The following is a 22,661-nucleotide window of genomic DNA, read 5'->3' on the forward strand; positions in this document are numbered from 1 at the left end:
CTGAATTCAATTTCCAGTCTCCAACATCTAATTCATTACATCAACTGAGGACTTTAATGTTCCTCATGCTCTTCACCACCATGTCCCTCCATTGCCTCGTGAATATAAGCTCCTGCAAGGGTAGCAAAAACTAGGGCTTGAATGGCGCTGGTAAACAACCCAAGAGCCATCACCGGCAGAGGAACAAATAGAGGGACTAATAGAACTAGTACCGCCACCACTAATTCATCCGCCAAAATGTTCCCAAAAAGACGGAAGCTTAGGGAAAGAGGTTTGGTGAAATCTTCTAGAATCGCGATTGGTAATAGAACCGGTGTTGGTTCGATATACTTTTTAAAGTAACCCAGACCGCGTTTGCTAAAACCAGCGTAAAAGTAGGCTAAAGAAGTCAATAACGCCAGTGCTACTGTCGTATTGATATCATTGGTCGGAGCTGCCAATTCACCAGATGGCAGTTTGATGAGCTTCCAAGGAATTAAAGCGCCCGACCAATTTGATACGAAAATAAACAGAAATAATGTGCCGATGAAAGGCACCCAAGGACGATACTCTTTCTCACCTAGCTGGTTTTTCGTCAAATCCCGAATAAATTCTAGGGCATATTCCATAAAATTCTGTATGCCACTGGGAACTCTTTGGACGTTGCGAGTAGCGGCAATTGAAGCCACTACTAAAATGGCAATCACAAACCAGGAGGTAAGAAAAACTTGTCCATGTAGTTTTAAATTACCCAACTGCCAGTAGAAATGATGTCCTACTTCTAACTCGGCAAGGGTGACGGAATTGAAGAAGTTCAGAAAATTGAGCATTTTCTTCCCAAATCAACTAATTCTCCAATCTTAAACTGGAGAACAGAAACTAGAAGCCTGGTGTGGATTTACTTAAGGCAAACTCACATTGAGCCTTTTTAAGGTTTTGGAATATTTGGCAAGCCAGAGATAAAAGCTTCTCTAACTACATAAAAGATGAGCGTGGCTTTATATGTCAGAAATCCCAAAAATATGGGCATGATTTGCAGCTCATTCCACCGGGATGCCAGCAGAATTATCACTACTAATAGGGCAAACCGATTTTTATTCAGTTGCCGTTTTTGTGGGCCTAAGCGCTCAACATCTTTTGCCAACATCCTCATGTAAAGCATACCCGTAAATGCCCCAAGAAGATAATTTAGGGCAATATTTAGGGAATAAAAAATCCACACAGAGATAAAAACAATCCCCGTCAAGACAAGCGTGATTAGCAAAAACTCTTGATAGAGTTTATAAAACTCTTGCATAGAGTCTACTGGTTCTGTGTCCTCAAAACCAGGCATTGAATCTTGTCGTGTTGTCGGTGTGGGATCAGTTGATTGATCAGACAAGCTCACGGGACTTGAAACCAGTACAGCTAATTATGTTGACTGCACATTCAGCCAGCTAAATCATATCATGATCAGGTAACAATACTTTAGAAAAAAACAATTAACTTAGCCTTTTGGTAATTAGTAATGGGTAATTGGTAATTGGGATATAACTATGCCCAATGCCTAATAGTTCAGCTTGGTGTTAACATTACCAATTGCTGATTTATGAGCGATCGCACTTGCTTTAACTCTAGCTGTACAACATCATGCCGCAAAATTTCTGCGACTGTTTTCTTCCCCTCACAGGCTTGCAGAAATTTTAATTCGGATTCCGATAAGTGTACGATTTGGTAATCGTAATTGAACACACACTGGCTCGGAAACCCATCTATACAGGGATTACGCTCAGCAATTGCTGCCATTAAAGCATCATCATTTGACCAGTCGGCTTTGGTGATGGGTAGACGACCAAGAAAAAATTCGTAGTGGGTGACTTCTGGGTCTAGCAATTCTATGAGACGGTAACGTTGGCGATCACTCAATTCACCTGCCCTGACCATCAATTCCGGTGCTTTGCCCAAAAGTCGCTCCAATTGCCAGAAACCAGGATTTGAGAAGCCGATAAACTCTAATCCGGAAGCGTCGATGAGTTCAAACAGCGTGTCTATATTGTAATCAATTTCTTGAGGATGGACATACATGTCAGCAAAGCATTCATCTCGCTGATTTTCCAAAGACCAACGCTCTCTTTCTCGCTTGACAATTCGATTATTTTCTGGTAAAGAGGCAAATATCTGTCGCCCTACTTGGACACCATCACGATAGTCACCGCGTTTTTCACCTTGAATCAGGGCGATCGCTTTTTGCATGAGTTGAATTTCCCAGCGTCCTAGTTCCCCGTACACAAAAATATGCATTAAGCCGCCTGGGGCTAGTTTACTCGCTAAGACTTGAATACCGCGAATCGGGTCATCTAAGTGATGCAGTACCCCCACACAGTTAATTAAATCAAACTCACCCGAAAGCTGTGCCACATCGTAAAGACTGAGGTGATGGAACTCAACACGATTCGCTCCTGAGCGTTTGCAGCGTTCTCTGGCGACATCCAAAGCACCAGCACTCAGATCAATCCCGACTACAGAAGCATAAGGGTTGAGGTGGACTAAATACTCTGTTCCTACTCCTGTACCACAACCAGCATCTAAAATGCGGATGTCTTGTTTTTGGGGTTTTTGCCCAGTGCAGAAATTATAAGCGGCTAACCAATTCCAGCGCCAGTTGTAGCCAGGGGGTGGTTCATCTAGCAGCGGTTCTGGTGGAAAGGGATAAGTATCGTAGAGTTTCGCAACAGCAGTACTAACAGTTTGGGAGTCGGACATAAAAAGCTTTCATGGCAGCATTTTTGAGTTTAACGCTTGTGGTTGTCAAATGCGCCAAGAACTAAAGTTCTTGGCTGATAGCAGAAGTCCACTAAATTGGACTAAATGGTAGATTCTTCTTGAGTTCAGTCTATTTCATAAGCTCTTAGTCTGCAATTTGAATCGCAGGTGGACTCAAAAATTTAACAAATACTACTATATTTGTTTCAAGGCACAAATGATTTTTAACCAATCAGAATCTCACCTACGCTGCGAATGGGAAGATCACGGGTAATTCAACTTGCTCCTATTAGCAATGTGGTTATGATTGTTGATGTTTTGTCTTTTTCTACCTCTGGATAAATTGCTACAAACAACTACACGATCATTTGACAGTTGACCAGACAGAGGCACAGGACAAAACAGAGAAATTTATTTTCCCTCTGCCAACACTTTATAAGTCCCTAAATCTATTTATAGGGATTCTCCTCCTGCCTTCTTAAAATCCTACAAACAAATTATAGGGATTCTCCTCCTGCCTTCTTAAAATCCTACAAACAAAATCTTAGTGTTTTGGAGGTTCGTTACCTACAGATACAAAACTTAGATTTTTTCTCAGAAAACCAAAACACCCACCTTCAAGATTTGATACATCAACGCTCCAGTTTCTACATACTTCTTAATAAAGCCCCTGATAAATCCCAAAACGTTCTAATCTAAAAGCTGACTGGGTTAATTTTTTCTGGCAACTTAGCAGGCGACACAGGGGAAGCATGAATATACCGATGTGTCAAGCCCTAAAGTGACCCAGACTTAACACATAAACGCATATGATGGGAGTTTTACAAATCCGATGAGTGTTAAGGCAAGTGGTGGAAGCTCAGTTGCGCGTCCGCAACTATATCAAACCCTAGCTGTATCAACAATTTCCCAAGCGGAGCAGCAAGACCGCTTTTTGGGAGCCGGGGAGCTAAATGAACTGGCAAACTATTTTGCATCTGGTGCAAAACGTTTAGAAATTGCCCAGACGCTCACGGACAATTCCGAAATTATTGTTTCTCGAGCTGCCAACCGGATTTTTGTTGGTGGTTCGCCAATGGCTTTTTTGGAAAAGCCTAGAGAGCCAGAATTGGCGATGGCGGTAGCAGCAGCTGCATCTACCTCCGATGTTAGAGACGCAATGAAACTCGGAACTGTTACCTACGTAGAAACTCGGGGTGGGTTCCTAGAAAATTTACGTTCCATTTTTAACTCTTCACCTAGTGGGCCAATTCCACCAGGTTTCCGGCCAATTAACATTGCCCGTTATGGCCCAGCCAACATGGCAAAGAGCTTGCGGGACTTATCATGGTTCTTGCGCTACGCTACTTATGCGATCGTCGCTGGTGACCCCAACATCATCGCTGTCAATACGCGTGGTCTGAGAGAAATCATTGAAAACGCTTGTTCTGGTGAAGCAACAATTGTGGCTTTACAGGAATTGAAAGCTGCTGCGCTTTCCTATTTCCGTAAAGACACTGAGGCAGCTGATATTGTGTCTCAGTACATGGATGTTTTGATTACAGAATTCAAAGCACCTACCCCTTCTAACAAGCTGCGGCAACGTCCTTCTGGTGATCAACAAGGGTTAGAGTTGCCTCAGATTTACTTTAATGCGGCAGAGCGGCGTCAAAAATTTGTCATGAAGCCTGGTTTATCTGCTGCGGAGAAAACCGAGGTAGTCAAAGCAGCATATCGGCAAATCTTCGAGCGTGATATTACCCGCGCTTACAGCTTGTCGATTTCCTATCTAGAATCCCAGGTTAAAAATGGCGACATCTCAATGAAAGAGTTTGTCCGTCGCCTTGCTAAATCTCCACTTTACCGGAAACAATTTTACGAACCATTTATAAATAGCCGTGCCCTAGAACTTGCTTTCCGTCACATATTGGGACGGGGGCCAAGCAGCCGGGAAGAAGTACAAAAGTACTTTGATATTGTTTCCCGTGGTGGTTTATCGGCATTAGTTGATGCTCTAGTAGATTCTGATGAGTATTCAGACTACTTTGGTGAGGAAACAGTACCCTACATTCGGGGTCTGGGTCAAGAAGCTCAAGAGTGTCGGAACTGGGGTCCACAGCAAGACCTGTTCAAATACAGCGCGCCTTTCCGCAAAGTACCCCAATTTATCACAACTTTTGCAGACTATAACCAGCCGCTACCTGATCAGCATCCCTACGGTTCTGGTAACGATCCACTGGAAATTCAATTTGGGGCGATTTTCCCGAAAGAAACTCGTAACCCCAGCAGTCGTCCTGCTCCTTTTGGTAAGGATACCAAGCGCATCCTGATTCACCAAGGACCAGCAATTAATAACCAAAATAGTAACCCGGCGGCTCGTGGCGAGTTCCCTGGTACTCTGGGGCCAAAAGTCTTCCGCTTAGATCAAATTCCCAGAACCTTGAGCAAAGGAACTGGCAAAGGATCAAGTGTCAAATACTCCGAAAGCTCTACCCAAGCGGTAATTCGTGGGGCTTACCTACAGGTATTTGGTCGTGATGTCTACGAAGGTCAGCGCTTAAAAGTTCAGGAAATTAAGCTGGAAAACGGCGAAATTTCCGTACGCGAATTTATTCGTGCTTTGGCGAAGTCGGATCTATTCCGCAAGCTCTACTGGACACCTTATTATGTGTGTAAGGCGATCGAGTACATTCACCGTCGTCTATTAGGTCGTCCGACCTATGGGCGTCAGGAAAATAACAAATACTTTGATATTTGTTCTAAAAAAGGCTTTTATGCACTGATTGACGCCATTATTGACAGCGAAGAATACAGCCAGGCATTTGGTGAAGATACAGTTCCTTACGAACGCTATCTGACTCCTGGTGGCCTAGCATTGCGGAAACTGCGTGTCGGTAGCATCCGTGAAGATGTCGGTGCAAGAGTCGACAAGCAAGAAACACCCATGTTTGTACAAATGGGTGCTGTTACGGCTACACGGACAGAACCAGATATTCAGGCGCGCATCAACCAAGGTGTCAGCAAGAAGCGCGAACAAAGAAAAATCTTCAAGTTGGTGGCTGGTACTGGCGACAAAGTCGCTGTTCAAAACGTCATTAGTGCTGCCTATCGGCAGATTTTTGAGCGGGATATCGCACCCTACGTTGCTTCTTCCAGGGAATTTAAAGTACTGGAAAGCAAGCTAGGTAATGGTGAAATCACTGTTAAAGAATTCATTGAAGGTTTAGGTTGTTCTGGTTTATACCTGAAGGAATTTTATACACCCTACCCAAACACTAAGGTAATTGAGCTAGGTACTAAGCATTTCTTGGGACGGGCGCCCTTAGATCAAGCGGAGATTAGGAAGTATAACCAGATTCTCGCAACCCAGGGTATTCGTGCCTTCATCCGGGCAATGTTAAATACCCCAGAGTATCTCCAAGCCTTTGGTGAAGATACGGTTCCTTACAACCGCTTTACAACCTTGCCAGCAGCTAATTTCCCAAATACTCAAAAGCTGTACAACCAACTGACCAAGCAAAGCAAGGATATTGTTGTTCCCAGCTTTGAGTCGACCAAGCCGCGTATGGATGCCGCTCAAATGCCAATTATGGCGAAGGCGATCGCAGATATGGCAGCGAAAGCTAGGGCTGTTGACAAGAGCAAGCCACTGTTTATTGAACTAGGTCGTTCTTACAACGATGGTCGTGGACAGTCGGTAGAAGTGGGTGTGGGTACAACTCGTCGTAAACCTGCGCGGATTTACCGGATAACTGTAGGAGCAAACCAAGCAGAAATACAACAGGTAATCAATGCCATCTACGTTCAGGTAATGGATGTATTTAGCGGTCAAGTACCTGAGTATTTCCGCCGTACAGACTTAGAAAGCAAACTGCGTAACGGAGAAATCTCTGTACGCGAATTTGTACGTGACTTGGCTAGTTCCGAAATTTATCGCAAGCGCTTCTACACTCCCTATCCCAATACCAAGGTGATTGAATTCCTGTTCCGTCACCTATTAGGGCGTGCGCCAGCAACTCAAGCCGAAATTCGTCAGTACAATAAACTACTGGCTGATAGTGGCTTAAAAACGGCTGTAGAGGCAATGGTCAACAGTCCAGAGTATGCCCGTTACTTTGGTGAGGATGTTGTGCCTTATCAGCGCTTCCCATCCCTTCCTGCGGGTAACTACCTCGGTAGTGTTAAGGCGGCAGCTGACTTAGTCAAGCAGTCTTGGTCTAGCTTGTCACCCTCGGTGCTAACTGGACGTTACACTCAGGGAGGTTAAATCAGTGAACAGTTATCAATGAACAAGAGTATTTTGGGGATTAGCGCCATAAACCCTTTCTACCAGTTGGTCAGTGTTCTTTACTGATAACTATCAAACTTTACCCTTTTGCCCGCTTAAAAAAGCTGAGCATCTTAAAGAGGGAGAATCAGGGGAAAAATTTCTCTCCTGATTTTTCTTCTTAATCTTTCGTAACATTGTTTTCAGATTGTGATTATGGAAGCAAACATGAAAAAGAATGTTACAAACTGTTAAAAGCAGTCATATATGCTCAGCATAATGCCCGAAAATAATTCCGGAAGGTAGCTGAGTTGCAAAGCTTGTGTAATTGCGATTACTCAAGCATTCTCGAAACATAATAGCTTCAGTAGTTATTTGACTGTTGAATCTAGAGAACGAGAAAACAAAGCTACTATCAAACCGTAAAGTCGCACCAGTGTAATCTAAATATTCTGGTTTCGTTAGTACTGGAGGAATCCATTAATGAGTATCGTCACGAAAGCGATCGTGAATGCAGATGCAGAAGCCCGCTACCTCAGCCCCGGCGAACTGGATCGGATCAAGAGTTTTGTTACCAGCGGTGAGCGCCGCCTGCGTATTGCTCAAGTTTTGACCGACAACCGTGAGCGGATTGTTAAGCAAGCTGGTGACCAGCTGTTCCAAAAACGCCCTGACGTTGTATCTCCTGGTGGCAATGCTTACGGTCAAGAAATGACCGCTACCTGCTTGCGTGACCTGGATTACTACCTCCGCCTCATCACCTACGGTGTGGTTTCTGGTGATGTTACCCCCATCGAAGAAATCGGCGTGGTAGGCGTTCGTGAAATGTACAAATCTCTCGGCACTCCTATCGATGCTGTTGCAAGTGGTGTAAGCGCAATGAAGAACGTTGCTGCTTCTCTGCTGTCTGGTGAAGACGCTGCTGAAGCTGGTGCTTACTTCGATTACCTCGTTGGTGCTATGTCGTAGGTGAAGCTGTTTCTCCTTTGGAAACAGAAGTATTGCAATACGGTTGGAAATAAGGAAATAACAACATGCAAGACGCAATTACCGCTGTAATTAACTCTTCGGACGTTCAAGGTAAGTACCTCGACACCGCAGCTCTCGAGAAGCTTAAGAGCTACTTCTCCACTGGCGAACTGCGCGTACGTGCTGCTACCACCATCGCTGCTAACGCTGCTGCGATCGTGAAAGAAGCTGTAGCGAAGTCCTTGTTGTACTCAGACATTACCCGTCCCGGTGGTAACATGTACACCACCCGCCGTTATGCAGCTTGTATCCGTGACTTGGATTACTACCTGCGTTACGCTACCTACGCTATGTTGGCTGGCGACCCCTCCATCCTCGACGAGCGTGTATTGAACGGTTTGAAAGAAACCTACAACTCCCTAGGTGTACCCATTGGTGCTACCGTACAAGCTATCCAAGCTATGAAGGAAGTAACCGCTAGCTTGGTTGGTCCAGATGCTGGCAAAGAAATGGGTGTTTACTTAGACTATATCTGCTCTGGCTTGAGCTAGGAGCTAGTTTGCGCTTAATAATTTAGGTGCGACTTAAGTGAAGGTCTGGAAATCGATCATGAGTGCTAGGGCGTTTTATTGCTTATCAAGCTAAATTAATGAATGATGAGTATTAACGATCTGGTATTGATGGTTGATTTCCAGACTTGGAGTGAATAAAGATAGTTTTGCACTCAGAATTTTGAAATAAAAAAGTTTTCACCTTCGCCACTGGAGATTTAAGACCATGAGGATGTTTAAAATTACTGCTTGTGTTCCTAGCCAAACTAGAATTCGCACTCAGCGGGAATTGCAAAATACTTTCTTCACTAAATTAGTTCCCTATGACAACTGGTTCCGTGAGCAGCAACGTATTCAAAAAATGGGTGGTAAAATCGTTAAAGTAGAATTAGCTACTGGCAAGCAAGGAACAAATACTGGTTTAGCTTAATTTAATTCCTAATTGACCAAACTATTGATTGTAGGGAGTTGTGAAGAGGTCAGATAGACCTCTTTTTTGTGTTATTTGTCAGTTGCCAGAAGAGGTGAATATATCTGGTTGAATACAAAAATAGTGCAAGCATCTTGCCTACTCAGTTGAAATGCCTGCACTATCAAACTATGCGATCGATGACCAAATATGATTTAGTCAAACATTTTCAGGAGACGATATCCACCCATATATAGCGGAACAGAACTGCTGCTATTGCGTTTGAACTTTGCCTCCTCGATAGTTTCATCAAATATAATAAGTGTTTCTTTACCAACCTTTAGCCACTCTTCGTAAGGTACACTCATATCTTGCTCTACACCACCAAGACTTGGTGACAACATTGCCCGATATGCTTCATTGAATTTTCTGCGAAACCTAAAATCTACTGAAATTCTCACACCATCTGTTTGACGTCTGACTGTTTGGTGTAATCCACGAGCATCGTTAAAATACATCGTACCGTGCTGTAATTGTGCTTCTGTGTAGGAGACAACCATTGGAATATCCCTACCTTCATCGAAGTCGGACATGATCCGCATTGCTTTGAGTTCCATTTCGCGGGGCATTTCACCAGCTTCGATAGTGATGTTTTCAATATCACCAAAGAGGGGCAAAATTACAACTGTTGCATCAGCAGGAACACCTGCCCAGACATCGCTATGTAGCTTTGAGCTTGCGAAAGGCAAACGAGTTTTTTCTGGATCGGTTTTACCATAAACCATACGGAGATTTACTGGTAAATCTACTGCATCGATCAGATCGTTAGCTCCTAATTGGTAAAAAGCTTCAGCTACACTTCTTTGAAAGAGGTTAAAAGCCAAAGTATGTTCTCGCTTTGGCATTAAAAGTCCGGTGCCAGTGTAGTTCGACAGAGTATTTCTCTGTTCGAGTAATCTCTGGAGCATTTCCTCTTCCGAGAGAATGATAGGACTGTTTAGGCAGGCTGAAATGTAACCAGCAGCAGCAATTTGGATCTGCTGAAATAATTCGGGCTTTAACTTGTGTTCAAACAGCAGCCGATACTGCCGTTTAGTAGAAATACGATCGCTAAGTTCATCAAACAGGCGATCACCTAACTCAGAGAATGCGATCGCTTGCTCTAGTTCTAATTGTTTATCTAATTTTGGCTTTGCTAATAATTTTGCCATTATTATCCTTTCTATCATTTACTAGAAGTTAGTGTAGTGGCTAATACCATTTCCTAGGGCAAGCTGCTGTTGTATTCACGCAGTAGTCAAAAGCATGCCGTAGGGTCAGGTAGAGTCAACAAATTTTAATTATTGACTTTCGACCTCTTTGCGCTCGGTGGTTGATTTTTAATGATAATTACTAGTTGTTGATTGTTTGTTATTTGGTAAAACTAACAACTTATCAATCACACTAAACACACTTGATAGTCATGTTTATTTACACTTTGCTACTAATATTCTCCAAATAAAATTGTTTTAGTAGAGTATTTACTCTGAATTTTTTTATAAATTCAATATAAAGTTAAAGTTAAAAATAATTTTGACTCGATAAATTTATTAAATAAATATTTTGCCCATCAACAACATTAACAAGCTTTTATAAAGATCGGTAGATACAAACAGCTAGCTACCTGAAAAAATAAGATTGAAATCAATAAGACAAAAATCCGTACAATCAACATTATCAACAAAATATACAAATGATACAAAAGAAATATCTCATCAAATGTAACTTTTCTAAAAAATAAATAGATAGGTATTAACACAAGTATTTATTGCTAATTATTTTTGTCGTTTGTTGTTCCTACGATCGGTGAAAAAAGCGCACTTACTTTGCTTATGCTTTTGAAAAAGCAGTAACTATTATCATCAACTACCAACAATCCTCATACTTATATTGATTTAAACCTGATTACTAGATAAATCTGTCAACATGCCAAACTCAGATAACAAAAATTCCACTAAAAACCTTTATAACGGCACAGCATCACAGTGGATTCGAGGAGAACCGACTTCACTTTCTGATTTTACGGCACGCCCTTTCGTACTAAAGCTTTGTGAGCCTGTTGCCGGGTTGCGAGTGCTTGAGTTGGGTTGTGGTGAAGGTTATTGCTCTCGGGAATTACGCCAAAGAGGTGCTGCCCAAATATATGGTGTAGATCTCTCTGAAGCGATGATTGCAGCAGCAAAATTGCAGGAATTAAAAGATCCCTTGGGTATTCAGTATGAATTAGGGTGTGCTACTGACCTCAAACAGTTTGGCGATCGCGAATTTGACTTAGTCATAGCAGTGTTTCTATTTAACTATTTGACAACTGCTCAAACTCAACAATGCATGACCGAAGTTGCACGTGTACTTCGTCCAGGGGGTCGATTTGTTTTCAGTGTTCCACATCCATCTTTTCCATACATGCGGGAACCTGCCTATCCCTTCTATTTTGAGGTTGAGGGTAAAGGCTATTTCAGTAAGCGAGATCGGCAATTTCCGGGTCGTATTTGGAAAAGAGATGGGTCTTGGCTAGATGTGCAATTGGTTCACAAAACCTTAGAAGACTATTTTGATGCCCTTAAAAACGCTGGCTTCAATACGATGCCAACTTTGCGAGAATTACGAGTTACTCCAGAACACATAGCACTAGATGAATCTTTTTTCGGTTCTTTGATTGATTTACCACTCCATTTAGCCATACAAGTATTACGATGATGACAAAGCTATCTTGTTCTATTCACGAATCCTTACGGGAAATTACGGCTCATCATCCACTGTGGAAGCATGATTTCCTCAGCCGTTGTCGCGCTAGACAGTTGTCTTTACAAGAGATACGCTTACTAGCCGTTCAGATGTACAAATTCTCCAAAGAATTTAATCGAATTTTGGCTAGTATTTTATCTTGCTGCGAAGATGAAAGCGCTCAGTTAGTCCTCTTAGAGAACTTGTTTGACGAAATGGGACAGGGGGATTTAAATCAATCCCATCCCGAGTTATTTCGTCGTTTTACCCGTGCTATTGGTATTGATGACGAGATTTTAGCAATGCTGCCCACAATACCTGAAACTAGAGATCTAATTGATACCTACCTACGAATACCGCATCAGTATGGTTTTTTAGCTGCACTTGGGGCAGTGTGTTACGCATCTGAAGGAATTGTGAGTACGCTATACACTCAACTTTATCAAGGCATTATTGGCACTGCACCTTTATCCAAGGAATCCTTGATATTTTTTGAAGTCCATATTGATGTGGATGATAGCCATGCGGCAAAACTCGCAGCACTGATTGAACCTCAGTTAATTACAGAAGAAGAAGAAGTCAAGCTAAAGCTTGCTATTGTCGAAGCAATGGACGCCCGTGTGCAATTCTTTAATGGGATTCAGCGTCAAATTTACGAATCTGATTTGAGTGCTAATCCATTTTTGCTTTTGAATGCATGGCAATCGGTAAGTTAAAAGGGTGAATCTGGATGAATTGCTAAAAATAGCAGGAAGTTTATAGCGTTTTTTTCTCTTTTTTAGGCAATTAAGCACAGGCAAAATAACATGTTTATACAGCAGATATAAAAATTTGAATACTGCTGTAGAGCCTAAGATTATTCAGTCTAATGCACAAATTATAATTGGGTGCAAAAATCAGGAGTCTTTATGTATGGATTAGTCAACAAGGCGATTGAAGAGATGGTATGCAGTCGCTTTGGCAAAAATATTTGGCAAGAAATTAAGCAGGAAGCTGAACTAGAAGTAGATGTTTTTATCAGCATGGAAGCCTATCCTGATGATATTACCCACAGGCTTGTAAAAGCTGCAAGTGTTGTCTTAGGTTTATCAGCAGCAGAAGTTATGCAAGCTTTTGGAGAATATTGGGTACAGTACACAGCAGATGAAGGCTACGGCGAACTGATGGATATGAGCGGAGATAACCTACCTGAATTCCTGGAAAACCTTGACCATCTTCATGCTCGTGTGGGAATTAGTTTTCCTAAGCTAATGCCCCCATCTTTTGAATGTACTGATACAGAAGAAGAGTCTCTGAACTTACATTATCGCTCAACCCGAGAAGGACTGACGCCAATGGTAATGGGTTTAGTCAAGGGATTAGGAAAAAGGTTTGATACAGAAGTTGATATTACCCAAACCCAAAGTAGGAATGAAGGCGCAGATCATGATGAATTTTTAGTGAAGTATAAACCACAGTGAGGTCAGTATGTATGGTTTCTCCTCATCTGAGTCTTTCGCCAGAATTATTTACAAAAGCTTTTCCATTCCACTTTGTATTTAACCGCCAACGAGAAATTTTACAAGCTGGTGCTGTTCTAGAGCGCATTAGTGGCGAACAAATAATAGGAAGCAAATTTGAGCAATATTTTCAAATCAATCGCCCTAATGTAGCGGTTAATTTTGATGCCATTCAAAAACAGTCCCGTGCTCTTTTCATGTTGGAGTTTATCCAAAATGGAATGCAACTTAAGGGTCAGATGATGTATCAACCAGAAGAAGAATTGATATTTTTTCTTTGTTCTCCCTGGATTACTGATACTGTTCATCTCACTCCTCTAAATATCAAATTAAAAGATTTTGCCATTCACGATCCAATAGTTGATTTTTTATTCCTATTACAAGCAAAAAATTCTGCTCTGGCTGATGCTGAAAAATTAACAGCAGAACTCACCAAGCAGCGGGCAGAATTACAGCGTGCTCTGGCAATACAAGAAAATTTGGCTAAAGTTGCTGAAGAACAAGCCCAAAAACTAGAACAGTCTCTCAGAGAATTACGGCATACTCAAGCCCAATTAATACAAGCTGAGAAAATGTCCAGTCTAGGTCAGTTGGTAGCAGGGATTGCTCACGAAATTAACAATCCTGTAAATTTTATTTACGCCAATTTAGATTATGTTGAACAATATACTCAAGACCTATTGAAGTTATTAATTTTATGCAAAACATTTAATTTTCATATCGTGCCAAAAATACAAGATTACATTCGTAAAAATGAATTAGATTATATACTTGAAGATTTACCCAAAACGATAAATTCTATGAGAATAGGGGCAGAACGGATCAGGGACATTGTGTGCTCTCTTCGCAACTTCTCTCGTCTTGATGAAGCAGAGGTGAAAAGGGTTAATCTTCACGAAGGTATTGAGAGTACTCTGCTGATTTTACAAAACCGCTTCAAAGCCAAAGGTGATAAACCAGGTATAGAAATAGTAAAAAACTACGGTAATTTACCTTTAATAGAGTGTTATCCTGGACAATTAAACCAAGTCTTCATGAATATTATTAGTAATGCTATTGATGCTATTGAGAGCAATAACATAAAAGATTCTAGTATAGGAATTCAAGATAATTTGAATAAAATTACAATTACTACAGAAGTTTTAGAAACAAGCTATATTGCGATCCGAATTGCTGACAATGGCCCAGGGATGACTGAAGGAGTTAAGGCAAAACTGTTTGATCCATTTTTTACAACTAAGCCAGTAGGTAAGGGGACAGGGCTAGGCTTATCGATTAGCTATCAAATTGTTGTTGAAAAACACGGAGGAAAACTAACATGCGTCTCAGAACCGGGTCAGGGAAGCGAGTTCTGCATTGAAATTCCTATATCGGTGGACAGACAAACAGTGAATGATATTAGATCGCTGAGTTGTGTTATCTAAATATCCTTCAAAGTTGTATCATTCTGTATACTTAAATTTTATTTAGTATCTGCATCAAAGAAGTCACTTACCCTTCTTTTCATCACGTAGTGGAAAGTGCCGATGACAACACCGTTTACGAATGTGGGGCTGTAGGTGTACCCTTGGTAGCGATCGCTTTCACACGACTGTGCGATCGCCAAAATAAAAGGCCTGCTAAAATCTACCACGTACAAAATATTGCGGATGCTATTGATTCGGTATAACACGTGAATTTACGCCGCCTAATTCCATTATTTGATAACTCTGTGTCCGAGTGGGCATTAGAGGCGCGCCTGTTACGCTGGTTAACATTAGTTTGGCTGTTTATAGGCTTAATAATGCTGTTTTCAGCCTCCTATCCCGTTGCTGACGTTCGTCATGATGATGGGCTGTACTACTTTAAACGCCAACTTCTTTGGGTATTAGTTGCTTTGATACTCTTCAATATTGTTGTGAACTTACCCTTGCGTAAGTTTTTAGGGATGTCCCATTGGTTTATGTTTTTGTTACTGGGGTTAATTTTCGTCACTATGATTCCAGGAGTGGGAAAGAATGAGCTTGGTGCAGCTCGTAGGCTAGTAGGACCAGTCCCGATTCAGCCTTCAGAGTTAATTAAACCCTTTTTGGTGCTGCAAAGTGCGAGAGTTTTTGGGCAATGGGAACAGCTGAGTTGGCATGTGCGTTTGACTTGGTTGGGTATTTTTTGTCTTGTGATTTTAGGGATTTTGGCACAGCCGAACTTAAGTACTGCCTCACTATGCGGTATGACTATTTGGCTAATTGCCTTAGCAGCTGGATTACCTTACAAGTATCTGGGAGGAACAGCTTTTGCTGGAGTTCTGTTAGCTGTACTCAGTGTTAGCTTCCGAGAGTATCAACGTAAACGGGTAATGTCTTTCCTCAATCCTTGGGCTGATGCAACTGGGGATGGCTATCAGTTGGTGCAAAGTTTATTAGCAATAGGTTCGGGTAATACTTGGGGTGCTGGTTTTGGACTTTCTCAACAAAAACTATTTTATTTACCGATTCAGGACACAGATTTTATTTTTTCTGTATTTGCGGAAGAATTTGGTTTTGTCGGTAGTGTTGTGCTGTTAGTAATGTTAGGTTTATTCGCAACCTTGGGGTTAATAGTTGCCCTCAAGACAACCCATCCCATACATCGACTGGTGGCGATCGGTGTGACAATTTTGATGGTAGGACAATCATTACTCCATATAGGTGTTGCTACAGGTGCCTTGCCAACTACTGGTTTGCCGTTACCAATGTTTAGTTATGGTGGTAATTCCATGATTGCCAGTTTAGTAGCAGCTGGATTATTGATTAGGGTAGCAAGAGAAAGTAGTGAAGCTGAGGTGATACCTTTACGAGGAGGAGGGAGAAATAGACCAGAAAGATTGACACAAAGAAAAAAGTTTTAATTAAACGTGAGTTCGATAGATTTCATTAGACTTATATAACGCCCTCAAATAAATTCCGGACTAATAGCTAAAATCCACTTTCACAGTTATCAGTATATTGACAACTGATAACTGATAACTGATTGAAGCAGTTACTTACGCGTGATTTGGTTATTAATCTGAATAATATTTATCGAACTCACGTTCAACAAATGAAACTCCTATCAAGCTATTTTTTCACCTCACTGAGCCATGTCTAATTATTTATTATTACTGTTTATTTTTGTTAATTTCCTTTTTGGAATTCACCCTGCCTCTGCTCACAAAGTCAAAACAACAGCAGATGTAGGTGCAACCCTACACATTGAACCAAATGATACTCCTCGTGCTGGAGAAGAAACAAGAGCGTGGTTTGCTCTCACGCATAAAGGTGGTAAGGTGATTCCGCTAGCACAGTGTGATTGTCAATTGCTGATTTATGCCGAACCTCATGCCTCTGGAGAACCACCGCTGCTGGAACCAACCTTAAAATCAATCTCGGCAGAACGCTACAAAGGAATACCTGGTGCTGATATTACTTTTCCCAGACCAGGTAGTTATCAACTGCTGTTGCGGGGAAAACCAACAGCAGGGTCAAAATTTAAACCATTTGAGTTGAAGTATAGGGTTACTGTGGCGGTTGGAACAGCACAAACAAAATCAAAACCACAAGTTGCCAAAAATGTCAACCAAAATATTACTGAAGAACAAACCCAGGGAGTAACTATTTGGGCGATCGCAGCTTTAGGCTTTTTTGGCATGGGCGTGTTGCTATTTGTTGTGCAACGGGTGAATAAGGATTAGTCAACTGTTATTGGTTAGTGGTTAGTAGTTAGTAGTTAGTAGTTAGTAGTTGGTTGTTGATTGTTAATGGTCAATGGTCAAAAGTCATTGGTCATTAGGGCAAACAAGTCAAAAAGTCTTAATGCGTGAATTTTGAATGCGTGAATTTTGAATTGTTTTCTCCCCACACTTCCCACACTCCCCCATCTCCCTTGTCCTCCTTGTCCCCAATCCCCCATTACTTATGTCGCTGTTGATGCCACTGCCAGGCGTGGGTGATGATTTCTTTGAGGGATGAATATTGTGGTTGCCAGTTTAAGATTTTTCTGGCTTGGTCGCTACTACCAATTAAAACAGGTGGATCACCAGGACGGCGATCGCATTCTACAACTTTAAGATCACGGCCTGTTATGGACTTAGCAGTCTCAATCACTTCCTTGACTGAGAAACCATTGCCATTTCCTAAATTGAAAACTTCGCTGTCACCACCTCTTAACAAATATTCCAAGCCTAAAACATGAGCATCAGCTAAATCATTGACGTGAATGTAATCTCTAATACAAGTACCATCGGCTGTGGGGTAATCCGTACCAAAAACAGAAATTGATTCGCGTTTACCTAGAGCCGTTTGCAGTACCAAGGGAATTAAATGGGTTTCTGGATTATGGTCTTCTCCTAACTTCCCATTAGGATCAGCACCAGCAGCATTGAAATAGCGAAAAATAACTGATTTTAAACCATAGGCAGTATCAAAATCAGACAGAATCCTCTCCACCATCAACTTGGTAGCACCATAGGGATTGATAGGGTTTTGGGGATGATTTTCGGGAATGGGTATGATCTGGGGAACTCCATAAGTTGCACAAGTAGAAGAAAATACAAATTTATTTACAGAAGCTGCCAGCATCGCTTCTAGCAAGGTGAGAGTTCCGACAACGTTATTGCGGTAGTATTTAGCAGGGTCAGTAACCGATTCTCCTACATAGGCATAGGCAGAAAAATGCATCACTGCTGCAATATCACGGCTTTGAAATAACTGATCCAACAAAGCGCGATCGCTTGTATCACCAACTACAAGTTCCACTTGTAAAACTTTTTCTACCAAATCGCGATGTCCGTACACCAGATTATCCAGAATTAACACTTCATAACCAGCCTGCAATAGGGCTGATACGGCATGGGAGCCGATATATCCAGCCCCTCCCGTAACCAAAATGGTGGGCTTTCCAGGCGACATACTTCTTCCTTTTTCTGAGACAACTACTTAATTAAATTAATCTACCTGAACCTGATTACTGATCTGGAAAATTACAAAAACTGCGGTCACTTGAAAAAATTTGCTCTAAAATCACTACGACGGTGGTCTTTGTGTGAGGGGGAGCCACCCCCCAGTGCGGAGATATATCTCTGCCCTTGGGAAGTGGCGTGCTGAGGGATTTTCTGTCAATTAACAGTGCAATACTACTAATTTGACGGTAAAATAACTCAAATGCCCAAAAATGCTAGGCTGACCGCACCAGAAGATTTGAGAGTTCACTTATGTTTGTACTTCTAAGCCGGGTTCTTCTTTGGCTGCTTCTTTTAGCGGTTTTAGTCTCTTTGTTCCAGAGATATTATCCGAAAGGAACTTTTGTAGGGCGATTATTTCTAGTGATTTTGGCTGCTGTTGTACTTCTGTCGTTTGTTAACCCTACAGAACCAGCCATTGCTTCTTTGTGGAGAGTAGTATCCTTTCCACTCAAACCTTTAGGAGCATCAATTTTATTAATGATTTTTGCTGCCCAGAATTTAAAAGATGGTGGAATCACAAAGCCAGGAGGATTATATGTCGCTTGGGCATTAACGATTTTGTTGCTGGCTAGTACGCCAGCAGTCGCCTATTTTTTAGTTCAGTCACCGATCGCCAAATTTGCTAATCCAGATCTGGCTCTAGCAACACCCACATCTGGAACACTGGTGGCATTTAAACAAAACTCCACAGTAGCGAACGTGTCAGATGTAGTCGGTGATAGCATTCTTTCACAGGCACAATTAAACTCGTATCTGTTGCAAACTCCAACTGATGTTCGCAGACGTGGGTTGCAATTGGAAGATTTTGTACCCAGTGCGGACACATTGGCGCTGACAACAAGAGTTTGGGAAAGTTATCTCAATCAGATTTACTTTTTCTTGCGTGGTGGTCAGCAATAAAACAAAGAAAACTGCAATTCAAGAGGCCACAATGCTACATTTGTAGCTGACTGGCCTTATTTATTTCAGGTATCATATCAAGTCCGGCTAATTACTTACGATATTATTGTGATGCAGTTGGTCATTGGGCATTGATTTTTGCCATTACCCATTACCAATTACCAATTACCGGCCTTCACAGATATGATAAGTCTTTAAGCGGACATGATATCAGTTATCAGTGATTTGAACTGTCAATCTCACTGATTGCCAGATTTTGGCTGGCACATTCTACCATCACAATCGCTGCAAATTGCTGGAATGGCAAAAACACGACGCCTTGCTGTACTCGCTACTTACCTGCGTCCCCACTGGCGGGAAGCGACATTAGGTATTGTCGCTCTATTAACTGTCAATGGACTAGGTGTTTACATTCCTTTGTTGATTCGCTCAGCAGTTGACAAACTCTCAGTCACATTTAGCTTAAATCAGTTATCCAATTACGTAATACCAATCATCCTGCTGACTTCAGCAATGTGGTTTATTCGGATGGCGTCGCGCATCTGGATATTTGGTATAGGTCGTCAAGTAGAATTTGAACTCAAACAAAGAATTTTTGAACACTTACTGAAGCTAGAACCATCCTATTTTACTACCAACACAGCTGGGGACTTGATTAGTCGCGCCACTAGCGATGTAGATAACGTCAGGCGATTATTGGGTTTTGTAGTGTTGAGTTTGGCAAATACCGTATTTGCTTATGCTTTAACATTACCAGTCATGCTCTCAATTAGTGTAGACATGACACTGGCGGCTTTAGCAGTATATCCTTTGATGTTTTATTTGGTGCATCTGTTTAGCGATCGCCTCCGTAATGAACAGTTAGCAGTGCAAAATCAACTCTCTGACATCAGCGATTTGATTCAAGAGGATATCAGTGGTATTGCTTTAATCAAAATCTACGCCCAAGAAGAAAACGAGCGGCGTGCTTTCGCCGAGAAAAATCAGCAATTATTACGAGCTAACCTCAAACTAGCAAAAAGCCGCAATACACTGTTTCCCTTAGTTGGTGGATTAGCTAATGTTAGCTCCCTAGTCATCATCTTGCTGGGAGCAACGCGCATCGCCTCTGGAACCCTCGATGTTGGTAGTTTTGTCGCACTGCTATTGTATGTAGAGCGTTTAGTTTTTCCCACTGCTTTGTTAGGATTCACCATCACCGCCTACCAACGGGGTGAAGTGAGTGTTGATCGCATCGAATCGATTTTGACTGTCACACCCAAAATCAAAGATGAACCAAATACAATTCATTTGCCAATAGAGCAAGTGCAAGGCCAGTTGACAGCAAAAAACCTTTGTTATATCTACCCCGGTGCTTCCACTCGCGCTTTAGATAGGGTAAACTTTAGTATCGCCGCCGGAGAAACAGTCGCAATTGTCGGGGCGATTGGTTCGGGGAAATCAACTTTAGCTAATGCTTTACCTCGTCTGTTGGATATTGACGAAGGACAGTTATTTTTAGATGGAGTAGATATTACTAAAATTGCCTTAGCAGACTTACGCAGTGCGATCGCCTACGTTCCTCAAGATACTTTTCTCTTCAGCACCACCATCAAAAATAACATCCGCTATGGTGACCCCTTAGCAGAACAGCAAAAAGTAGAATCAGCTGCCAAAACTGCCCAAATTCACCCAGAAATATTAAATTTTCCCCAACAATACGAAACTATAGTTGGTGAACGTGGTATTACTCTTTCTGGTGGTCAACGCCAACGTACAGCTTTAGCAAGGGCAATGCTAGTTGATGCCCCAGTTTTAATATTAGATGATGCCCTCTCCAGCGTTGACAATCAAACAGCTACAGCGATTTTAAACAACCTTTCCGGTGGTATAAAACGCAAAACTGTAATTTTTATCACCCACCAACTTTCAGCCGCAGCAGTTGCTGACCGAATTTTTGTCATGGATAAAGGCAAAATCGTCCAAACAGGTATCCATGCAGAGTTATTACAACAACCAGGTCTCTATAGAACTTTGTGGAATCAACATCAAGTCGAGGAATTGCTGCATTAACTTGTAGCGATTTTAAACGCAGAGGGACGCAAAGATATACGCACAGAGGCGCGGAGTTAAGGTGTCAAAATTTACCATGAGCCTCAAAACAATGTCGATAAATCCTTACCTTGCGAATTTTCCCTATCTGTAATTAGGAACATTGCTTGATACAAAATATCAGTAAAGATTAAATCGCCTGGGAAAACTTTTGTTTTTGTGTGAGGCGACGAGCATCAAAATTGACAGCAATATTTCTCACTAATAATCTGCCAATTCCTGTGATGCCAATCTCATTTTTTGATAAGCTGACTAATCCATCTGATTCTAAATTTTGCAATGCTGCTAATTCTTTTGCAAAATACTCATCAAAACAGATTTGATACTTATCTTCAATGTCTTGCTTATGCAATTTGGCATGAGACATTAGCCGCATAATCACATCTCGTCTGAGAATATCATCCTCACTTAACTTAATACCTTTACCAATGGGTAAAATTCCGGCATCAATTGTTTGATAATAATCACTCAAGCGCTTGTGGTTCTGAGCATAGGCATCTTCTAGCATACTAACCGATGTGGCACCAAAACCAAATAGTTCTGCTTGTCCCCAAGTAGTATAACCTTGGAAGTTACGCTTGAGTGTGTAGTTGCGTTGAGCGATCGCTAATTCATCATGAGGTTTGGCAAAATGATCCATGCCAATGAAGAGATATTGACTATTAGTTAACTCTTCAATAGTCATTTTCAAAATCTCTAATTTCTCCTGTGGTGCTGGTAGAGCATCCTTGGCAATATTTTTCTGCACTGGTTTTATCCAGGGAACATAAGCAAAGTTAAATACTGCTATGCGATCCGGGTCTAACTCTATAGTCTTGTTAATTGTCTGGTGAAAGCTCTCATAAGTTTGATACGGTAGACCATAAATTAGGTCTACATTCACACTTTGAAACCCTGCTTCTCTAATCCAGTCCATGACTTCAAATAGTGCTTTCTCTGGCTGGACACGATTGATAGCTGCTTGCACTTGGGGGTTAAAATCCTGGATACCAAAACTAATACGGTTAAAGCCAATCTCTTTGAGAAAGAAAATGTAGTCTTTATCAACGTAGCGAGGATTGATTTCGAGGGAGATTTCTGCTTGTGGATCAAGGTGAAAGTGGCGATTAATATTGTTCCACAGGTTTTCTACCTGTTCTAAACTTAAGTAGTTTGGGGTTCCTCCACCCCAGTGTATCTGCACTACTTTTCTATCTGTATCAATCAAAGATGCTGTATGTTTGATTTCTCGACCCAGATATTCTAGATAAGGTTTAGCAATATTCTTGTTATTGGAAATAACTACATTACAGCCACAAAAATAGCAAGCACTCTGACAAAAGGGAATATGAAAGTACAAAGACAGAGGCGTTTTTCTTTGATTTGAAGAGGCGATCGCTTGTTCAAATTCAGATGCTGTAAATGCTTGACTTAGTTCTGTAGCGGGTGGATAACTAGTGTATCTGGGTGTGGGAATATCGTATTTTTTGATGATATCTATATCGAATTTCACACCAGGAATTTGCAAAACCATCGAATTTTTCCAGTGAATAAGGGTATATGAGTATATAGGTGT

At 41.5% G+C, this 22,661-nt stretch carries 19 protein-coding genes; 12 read left to right on the forward strand and 7 right to left on the reverse strand.

Annotated elements, in window-relative coordinates; genetic code table 11:
• Positions 1-53: 53 nt before the first annotated feature.
• The 3 genes from atpB to NIES592_RS10745 form a co-directional block, all read right to left on the reverse strand.
• Entirely contained in the window at positions 54-809 is a 756-nt protein-coding gene (atpB, locus tag NIES592_RS10735) for a F0F1 ATP synthase subunit A (protein WP_009457002.1), read from the reverse strand.
• A gap of 98 nt (positions 810-907) precedes the next feature.
• Positions 908-1,366: an ATP synthase subunit I gene (locus NIES592_RS10740; protein WP_026086552.1), complete on the reverse strand. Its 459-nt coding sequence runs from the start codon at positions 1,364-1,366 to the stop codon at positions 908-910.
• Between the two features lie 167 nt (positions 1,367-1,533).
• A complete protein-coding gene (locus tag NIES592_RS10745; protein WP_073555718.1) occupies positions 1,534-2,721 on the reverse strand; it encodes a class I SAM-dependent methyltransferase in 1,188 nt (395 codons plus the stop codon).
• 832 nt (positions 2,722-3,553) lie between these two features.
• Here NIES592_RS10745 and NIES592_RS10750 point away from each other — a divergent pair.
• The 4 genes from NIES592_RS10750 to NIES592_RS10765 all read left to right on the forward strand — a co-directional run bounded on the left by NIES592_RS10750 (position 3,554) and on the right by NIES592_RS10765 (position 8,917).
• Positions 3,554-6,967: a phycobilisome rod-core linker polypeptide gene (locus tag NIES592_RS10750; RefSeq protein ID WP_073555719.1), complete on the forward strand. Its 3,414-nt coding sequence runs from the start codon at positions 3,554-3,556 to the stop codon at positions 6,965-6,967.
• Positions 6,968-7,450: 483 nt separating this feature from the next.
• Positions 7,451-7,936 carry an allophycocyanin subunit alpha gene (gene apcA / locus NIES592_RS10755; RefSeq protein ID WP_062248099.1) on the forward strand — a complete coding sequence of 162 codons (486 nt, stop codon included), beginning with the start codon at positions 7,451-7,453 and terminating at the stop codon, positions 7,934-7,936.
• 65 nt (positions 7,937-8,001) lie between these two features.
• Positions 8,002-8,487 carry an allophycocyanin subunit beta gene (gene apcB / locus NIES592_RS10760; RefSeq protein WP_009457009.1) on the forward strand — a complete coding sequence of 162 codons (486 nt, stop codon included), beginning with the start codon at positions 8,002-8,004 and terminating at the stop codon, positions 8,485-8,487.
• A gap of 226 nt (positions 8,488-8,713) precedes the next feature.
• Positions 8,714-8,917 carry a phycobilisome linker polypeptide gene (locus NIES592_RS10765; RefSeq protein WP_009457010.1) on the forward strand — a complete coding sequence of 68 codons (204 nt, stop codon included), beginning with the start codon at positions 8,714-8,716 and terminating at the stop codon, positions 8,915-8,917.
• Positions 8,918-9,111: 194 nt separating this feature from the next.
• Here NIES592_RS10765 and NIES592_RS10770 read toward each other — a convergent pair whose 3' ends face one another.
• Positions 9,112-10,107: a hypothetical protein gene (locus NIES592_RS10770; protein ID WP_062248097.1), complete on the reverse strand. Its 996-nt coding sequence runs from the start codon at positions 10,105-10,107 to the stop codon at positions 9,112-9,114.
• Positions 10,108-10,861: 754 nt separating this feature from the next.
• Here NIES592_RS10770 and NIES592_RS10775 point away from each other — a divergent pair.
• The 4 genes from NIES592_RS10775 to NIES592_RS10790 all read left to right on the forward strand — a co-directional run bounded on the left by NIES592_RS10775 (position 10,862) and on the right by NIES592_RS10790 (position 14,582).
• Entirely contained in the window at positions 10,862-11,632 is a 771-nt protein-coding gene (locus tag NIES592_RS10775; protein ID WP_062248096.1) for a class I SAM-dependent methyltransferase, read from the forward strand.
• Positions 11,629-12,375 carry a TenA family transcriptional regulator gene (locus NIES592_RS10780; RefSeq protein ID WP_256678111.1) on the forward strand — a complete coding sequence of 249 codons (747 nt, stop codon included), beginning with the start codon at positions 11,629-11,631 and terminating at the stop codon, positions 12,373-12,375. The genes NIES592_RS10775 and NIES592_RS10780 overlap by 4 nt, the downstream gene beginning before the upstream one ends.
• A gap of 192 nt (positions 12,376-12,567) precedes the next feature.
• Complete coding sequence (locus tag NIES592_RS10785) at positions 12,568-13,119, forward strand: heme NO-binding domain-containing protein (protein ID WP_073555720.1); 552 nt, start codon at positions 12,568-12,570, stop codon at positions 13,117-13,119.
• A gap of 11 nt (positions 13,120-13,130) precedes the next feature.
• The gene (locus NIES592_RS10790; protein WP_062248092.1) at positions 13,131-14,582 is read left to right on the forward strand and encodes an ATP-binding protein; all 1,452 of its coding nucleotides are present in this window, start codon (positions 13,131-13,133) and stop codon (positions 14,580-14,582) included.
• Positions 14,583-14,620: 38 nt separating this feature from the next.
• Here the strand turns inward: NIES592_RS10790 and NIES592_RS25575 are convergent, their stop codons facing one another.
• A complete protein-coding gene (locus NIES592_RS25575; RefSeq protein WP_218600597.1) occupies positions 14,621-14,830 on the reverse strand; it encodes a hypothetical protein in 210 nt (69 codons plus the stop codon).
• Here NIES592_RS25575 and NIES592_RS10795 point away from each other — a divergent pair, their 5' ends adjacent.
• Positions 14,831-16,024: an FtsW/RodA/SpoVE family cell cycle protein gene (locus tag NIES592_RS10795; protein ID WP_062248090.1), complete on the forward strand. Its 1,194-nt coding sequence runs from the start codon at positions 14,831-14,833 to the stop codon at positions 16,022-16,024.
• 231 nt (positions 16,025-16,255) lie between these two features.
• Entirely contained in the window at positions 16,256-16,846 is a 591-nt protein-coding gene (locus tag NIES592_RS10800) for a hypothetical protein (protein ID WP_073555721.1), read from the forward strand.
• Between the two features lie 217 nt (positions 16,847-17,063).
• Here NIES592_RS10800 and galE read toward each other — a convergent pair whose 3' ends face one another.
• A complete protein-coding gene (galE, locus tag NIES592_RS10805) occupies positions 17,064-18,062 on the reverse strand; it encodes a UDP-glucose 4-epimerase GalE (RefSeq protein WP_073555722.1) in 999 nt (332 codons plus the stop codon).
• Positions 18,063-18,364: 302 nt separating this feature from the next.
• Here galE and NIES592_RS10810 point away from each other — a divergent pair, with 302 nt between their 5' ends.
• Together NIES592_RS10810 and NIES592_RS10815 are read left to right on the forward strand one after the other, a co-directional pair.
• On the forward strand, positions 18,365-19,015 hold the full coding sequence (locus NIES592_RS10810; protein ID WP_062248085.1) for a hypothetical protein: 651 nt from the start codon (positions 18,365-18,367) through the stop codon (positions 19,013-19,015).
• 300 nt (positions 19,016-19,315) lie between these two features.
• Positions 19,316-21,067: an ABC transporter ATP-binding protein gene (locus NIES592_RS10815; RefSeq protein WP_073555741.1), complete on the forward strand. Its 1,752-nt coding sequence runs from the start codon at positions 19,316-19,318 to the stop codon at positions 21,065-21,067.
• 169 nt (positions 21,068-21,236) lie between these two features.
• Here the strand turns inward: NIES592_RS10815 and hemN are convergent, their stop codons facing one another.
• Positions 21,237-22,619, reverse strand: a complete 1,383-nt coding sequence (gene hemN, locus NIES592_RS10820; protein WP_062248083.1) for an oxygen-independent coproporphyrinogen III oxidase — start codon at positions 22,617-22,619, stop codon at positions 21,237-21,239.
• Positions 22,620-22,661: the final 42 nt, after the last annotated feature.

The sequence above is a fragment of the Fischerella major NIES-592 genome, from assembly GCF_001904645.1.
GTDB lineage: Bacteria > Cyanobacteriota > Cyanobacteriia > Cyanobacteriales > Nostocaceae > Fischerella > Fischerella thermalis.

Coding starts and splice junctions, on each gene's coding strand:
- atpB (WP_009457002.1), bottom strand. CDS start 809: ATGCTCAATTTTCTGAACTTCTTCAATTCCGTCACCCTTGCCGAGTTA.
- NIES592_RS10745 (WP_073555718.1), bottom strand. CDS start 2,721: ATGTCCGACTCCCAAACTGTTAGTACTGCTGTTGCGAAACTCTACGAT.
- NIES592_RS10750 (WP_073555719.1), top strand. CDS start 3,554: ATGAGTGTTAAGGCAAGTGGTGGAAGCTCAGTTGCGCGTCCGCAACTA.
- apcA (WP_062248099.1), top strand. CDS start 7,451: ATGAGTATCGTCACGAAAGCGATCGTGAATGCAGATGCAGAAGCCCGC.
- apcB (WP_009457009.1), top strand. CDS start 8,002: ATGCAAGACGCAATTACCGCTGTAATTAACTCTTCGGACGTTCAAGGT.
- NIES592_RS10765 (WP_009457010.1), top strand. CDS start 8,714: ATGAGGATGTTTAAAATTACTGCTTGTGTTCCTAGCCAAACTAGAATT.
- NIES592_RS10770 (WP_062248097.1), bottom strand. CDS start 10,107: ATGGCAAAATTATTAGCAAAGCCAAAATTAGATAAACAATTAGAACTA.
- NIES592_RS10775 (WP_062248096.1), top strand. CDS start 10,862: ATGCCAAACTCAGATAACAAAAATTCCACTAAAAACCTTTATAACGGC.
- NIES592_RS10780 (WP_256678111.1), top strand. CDS start 11,629: ATGATGACAAAGCTATCTTGTTCTATTCACGAATCCTTACGGGAAATT.
- NIES592_RS10785 (WP_073555720.1), top strand. CDS start 12,568: ATGTATGGATTAGTCAACAAGGCGATTGAAGAGATGGTATGCAGTCGC.
- NIES592_RS10790 (WP_062248092.1), top strand. CDS start 13,131: ATGGTTTCTCCTCATCTGAGTCTTTCGCCAGAATTATTTACAAAAGCT.
- NIES592_RS10800 (WP_073555721.1), top strand. CDS start 16,256: ATGTCTAATTATTTATTATTACTGTTTATTTTTGTTAATTTCCTTTTT.
- galE (WP_073555722.1), bottom strand. CDS start 18,062: ATGTCGCCTGGAAAGCCCACCATTTTGGTTACGGGAGGGGCTGGATAT.
- NIES592_RS10810 (WP_062248085.1), top strand. CDS start 18,365: ATGTTTGTACTTCTAAGCCGGGTTCTTCTTTGGCTGCTTCTTTTAGCG.
- NIES592_RS10815 (WP_073555741.1), top strand. CDS start 19,316: ATGGCAAAAACACGACGCCTTGCTGTACTCGCTACTTACCTGCGTCCC.
- hemN (WP_062248083.1), bottom strand. CDS start 22,619: ATGGTTTTGCAAATTCCTGGTGTGAAATTCGATATAGATATCATCAAA.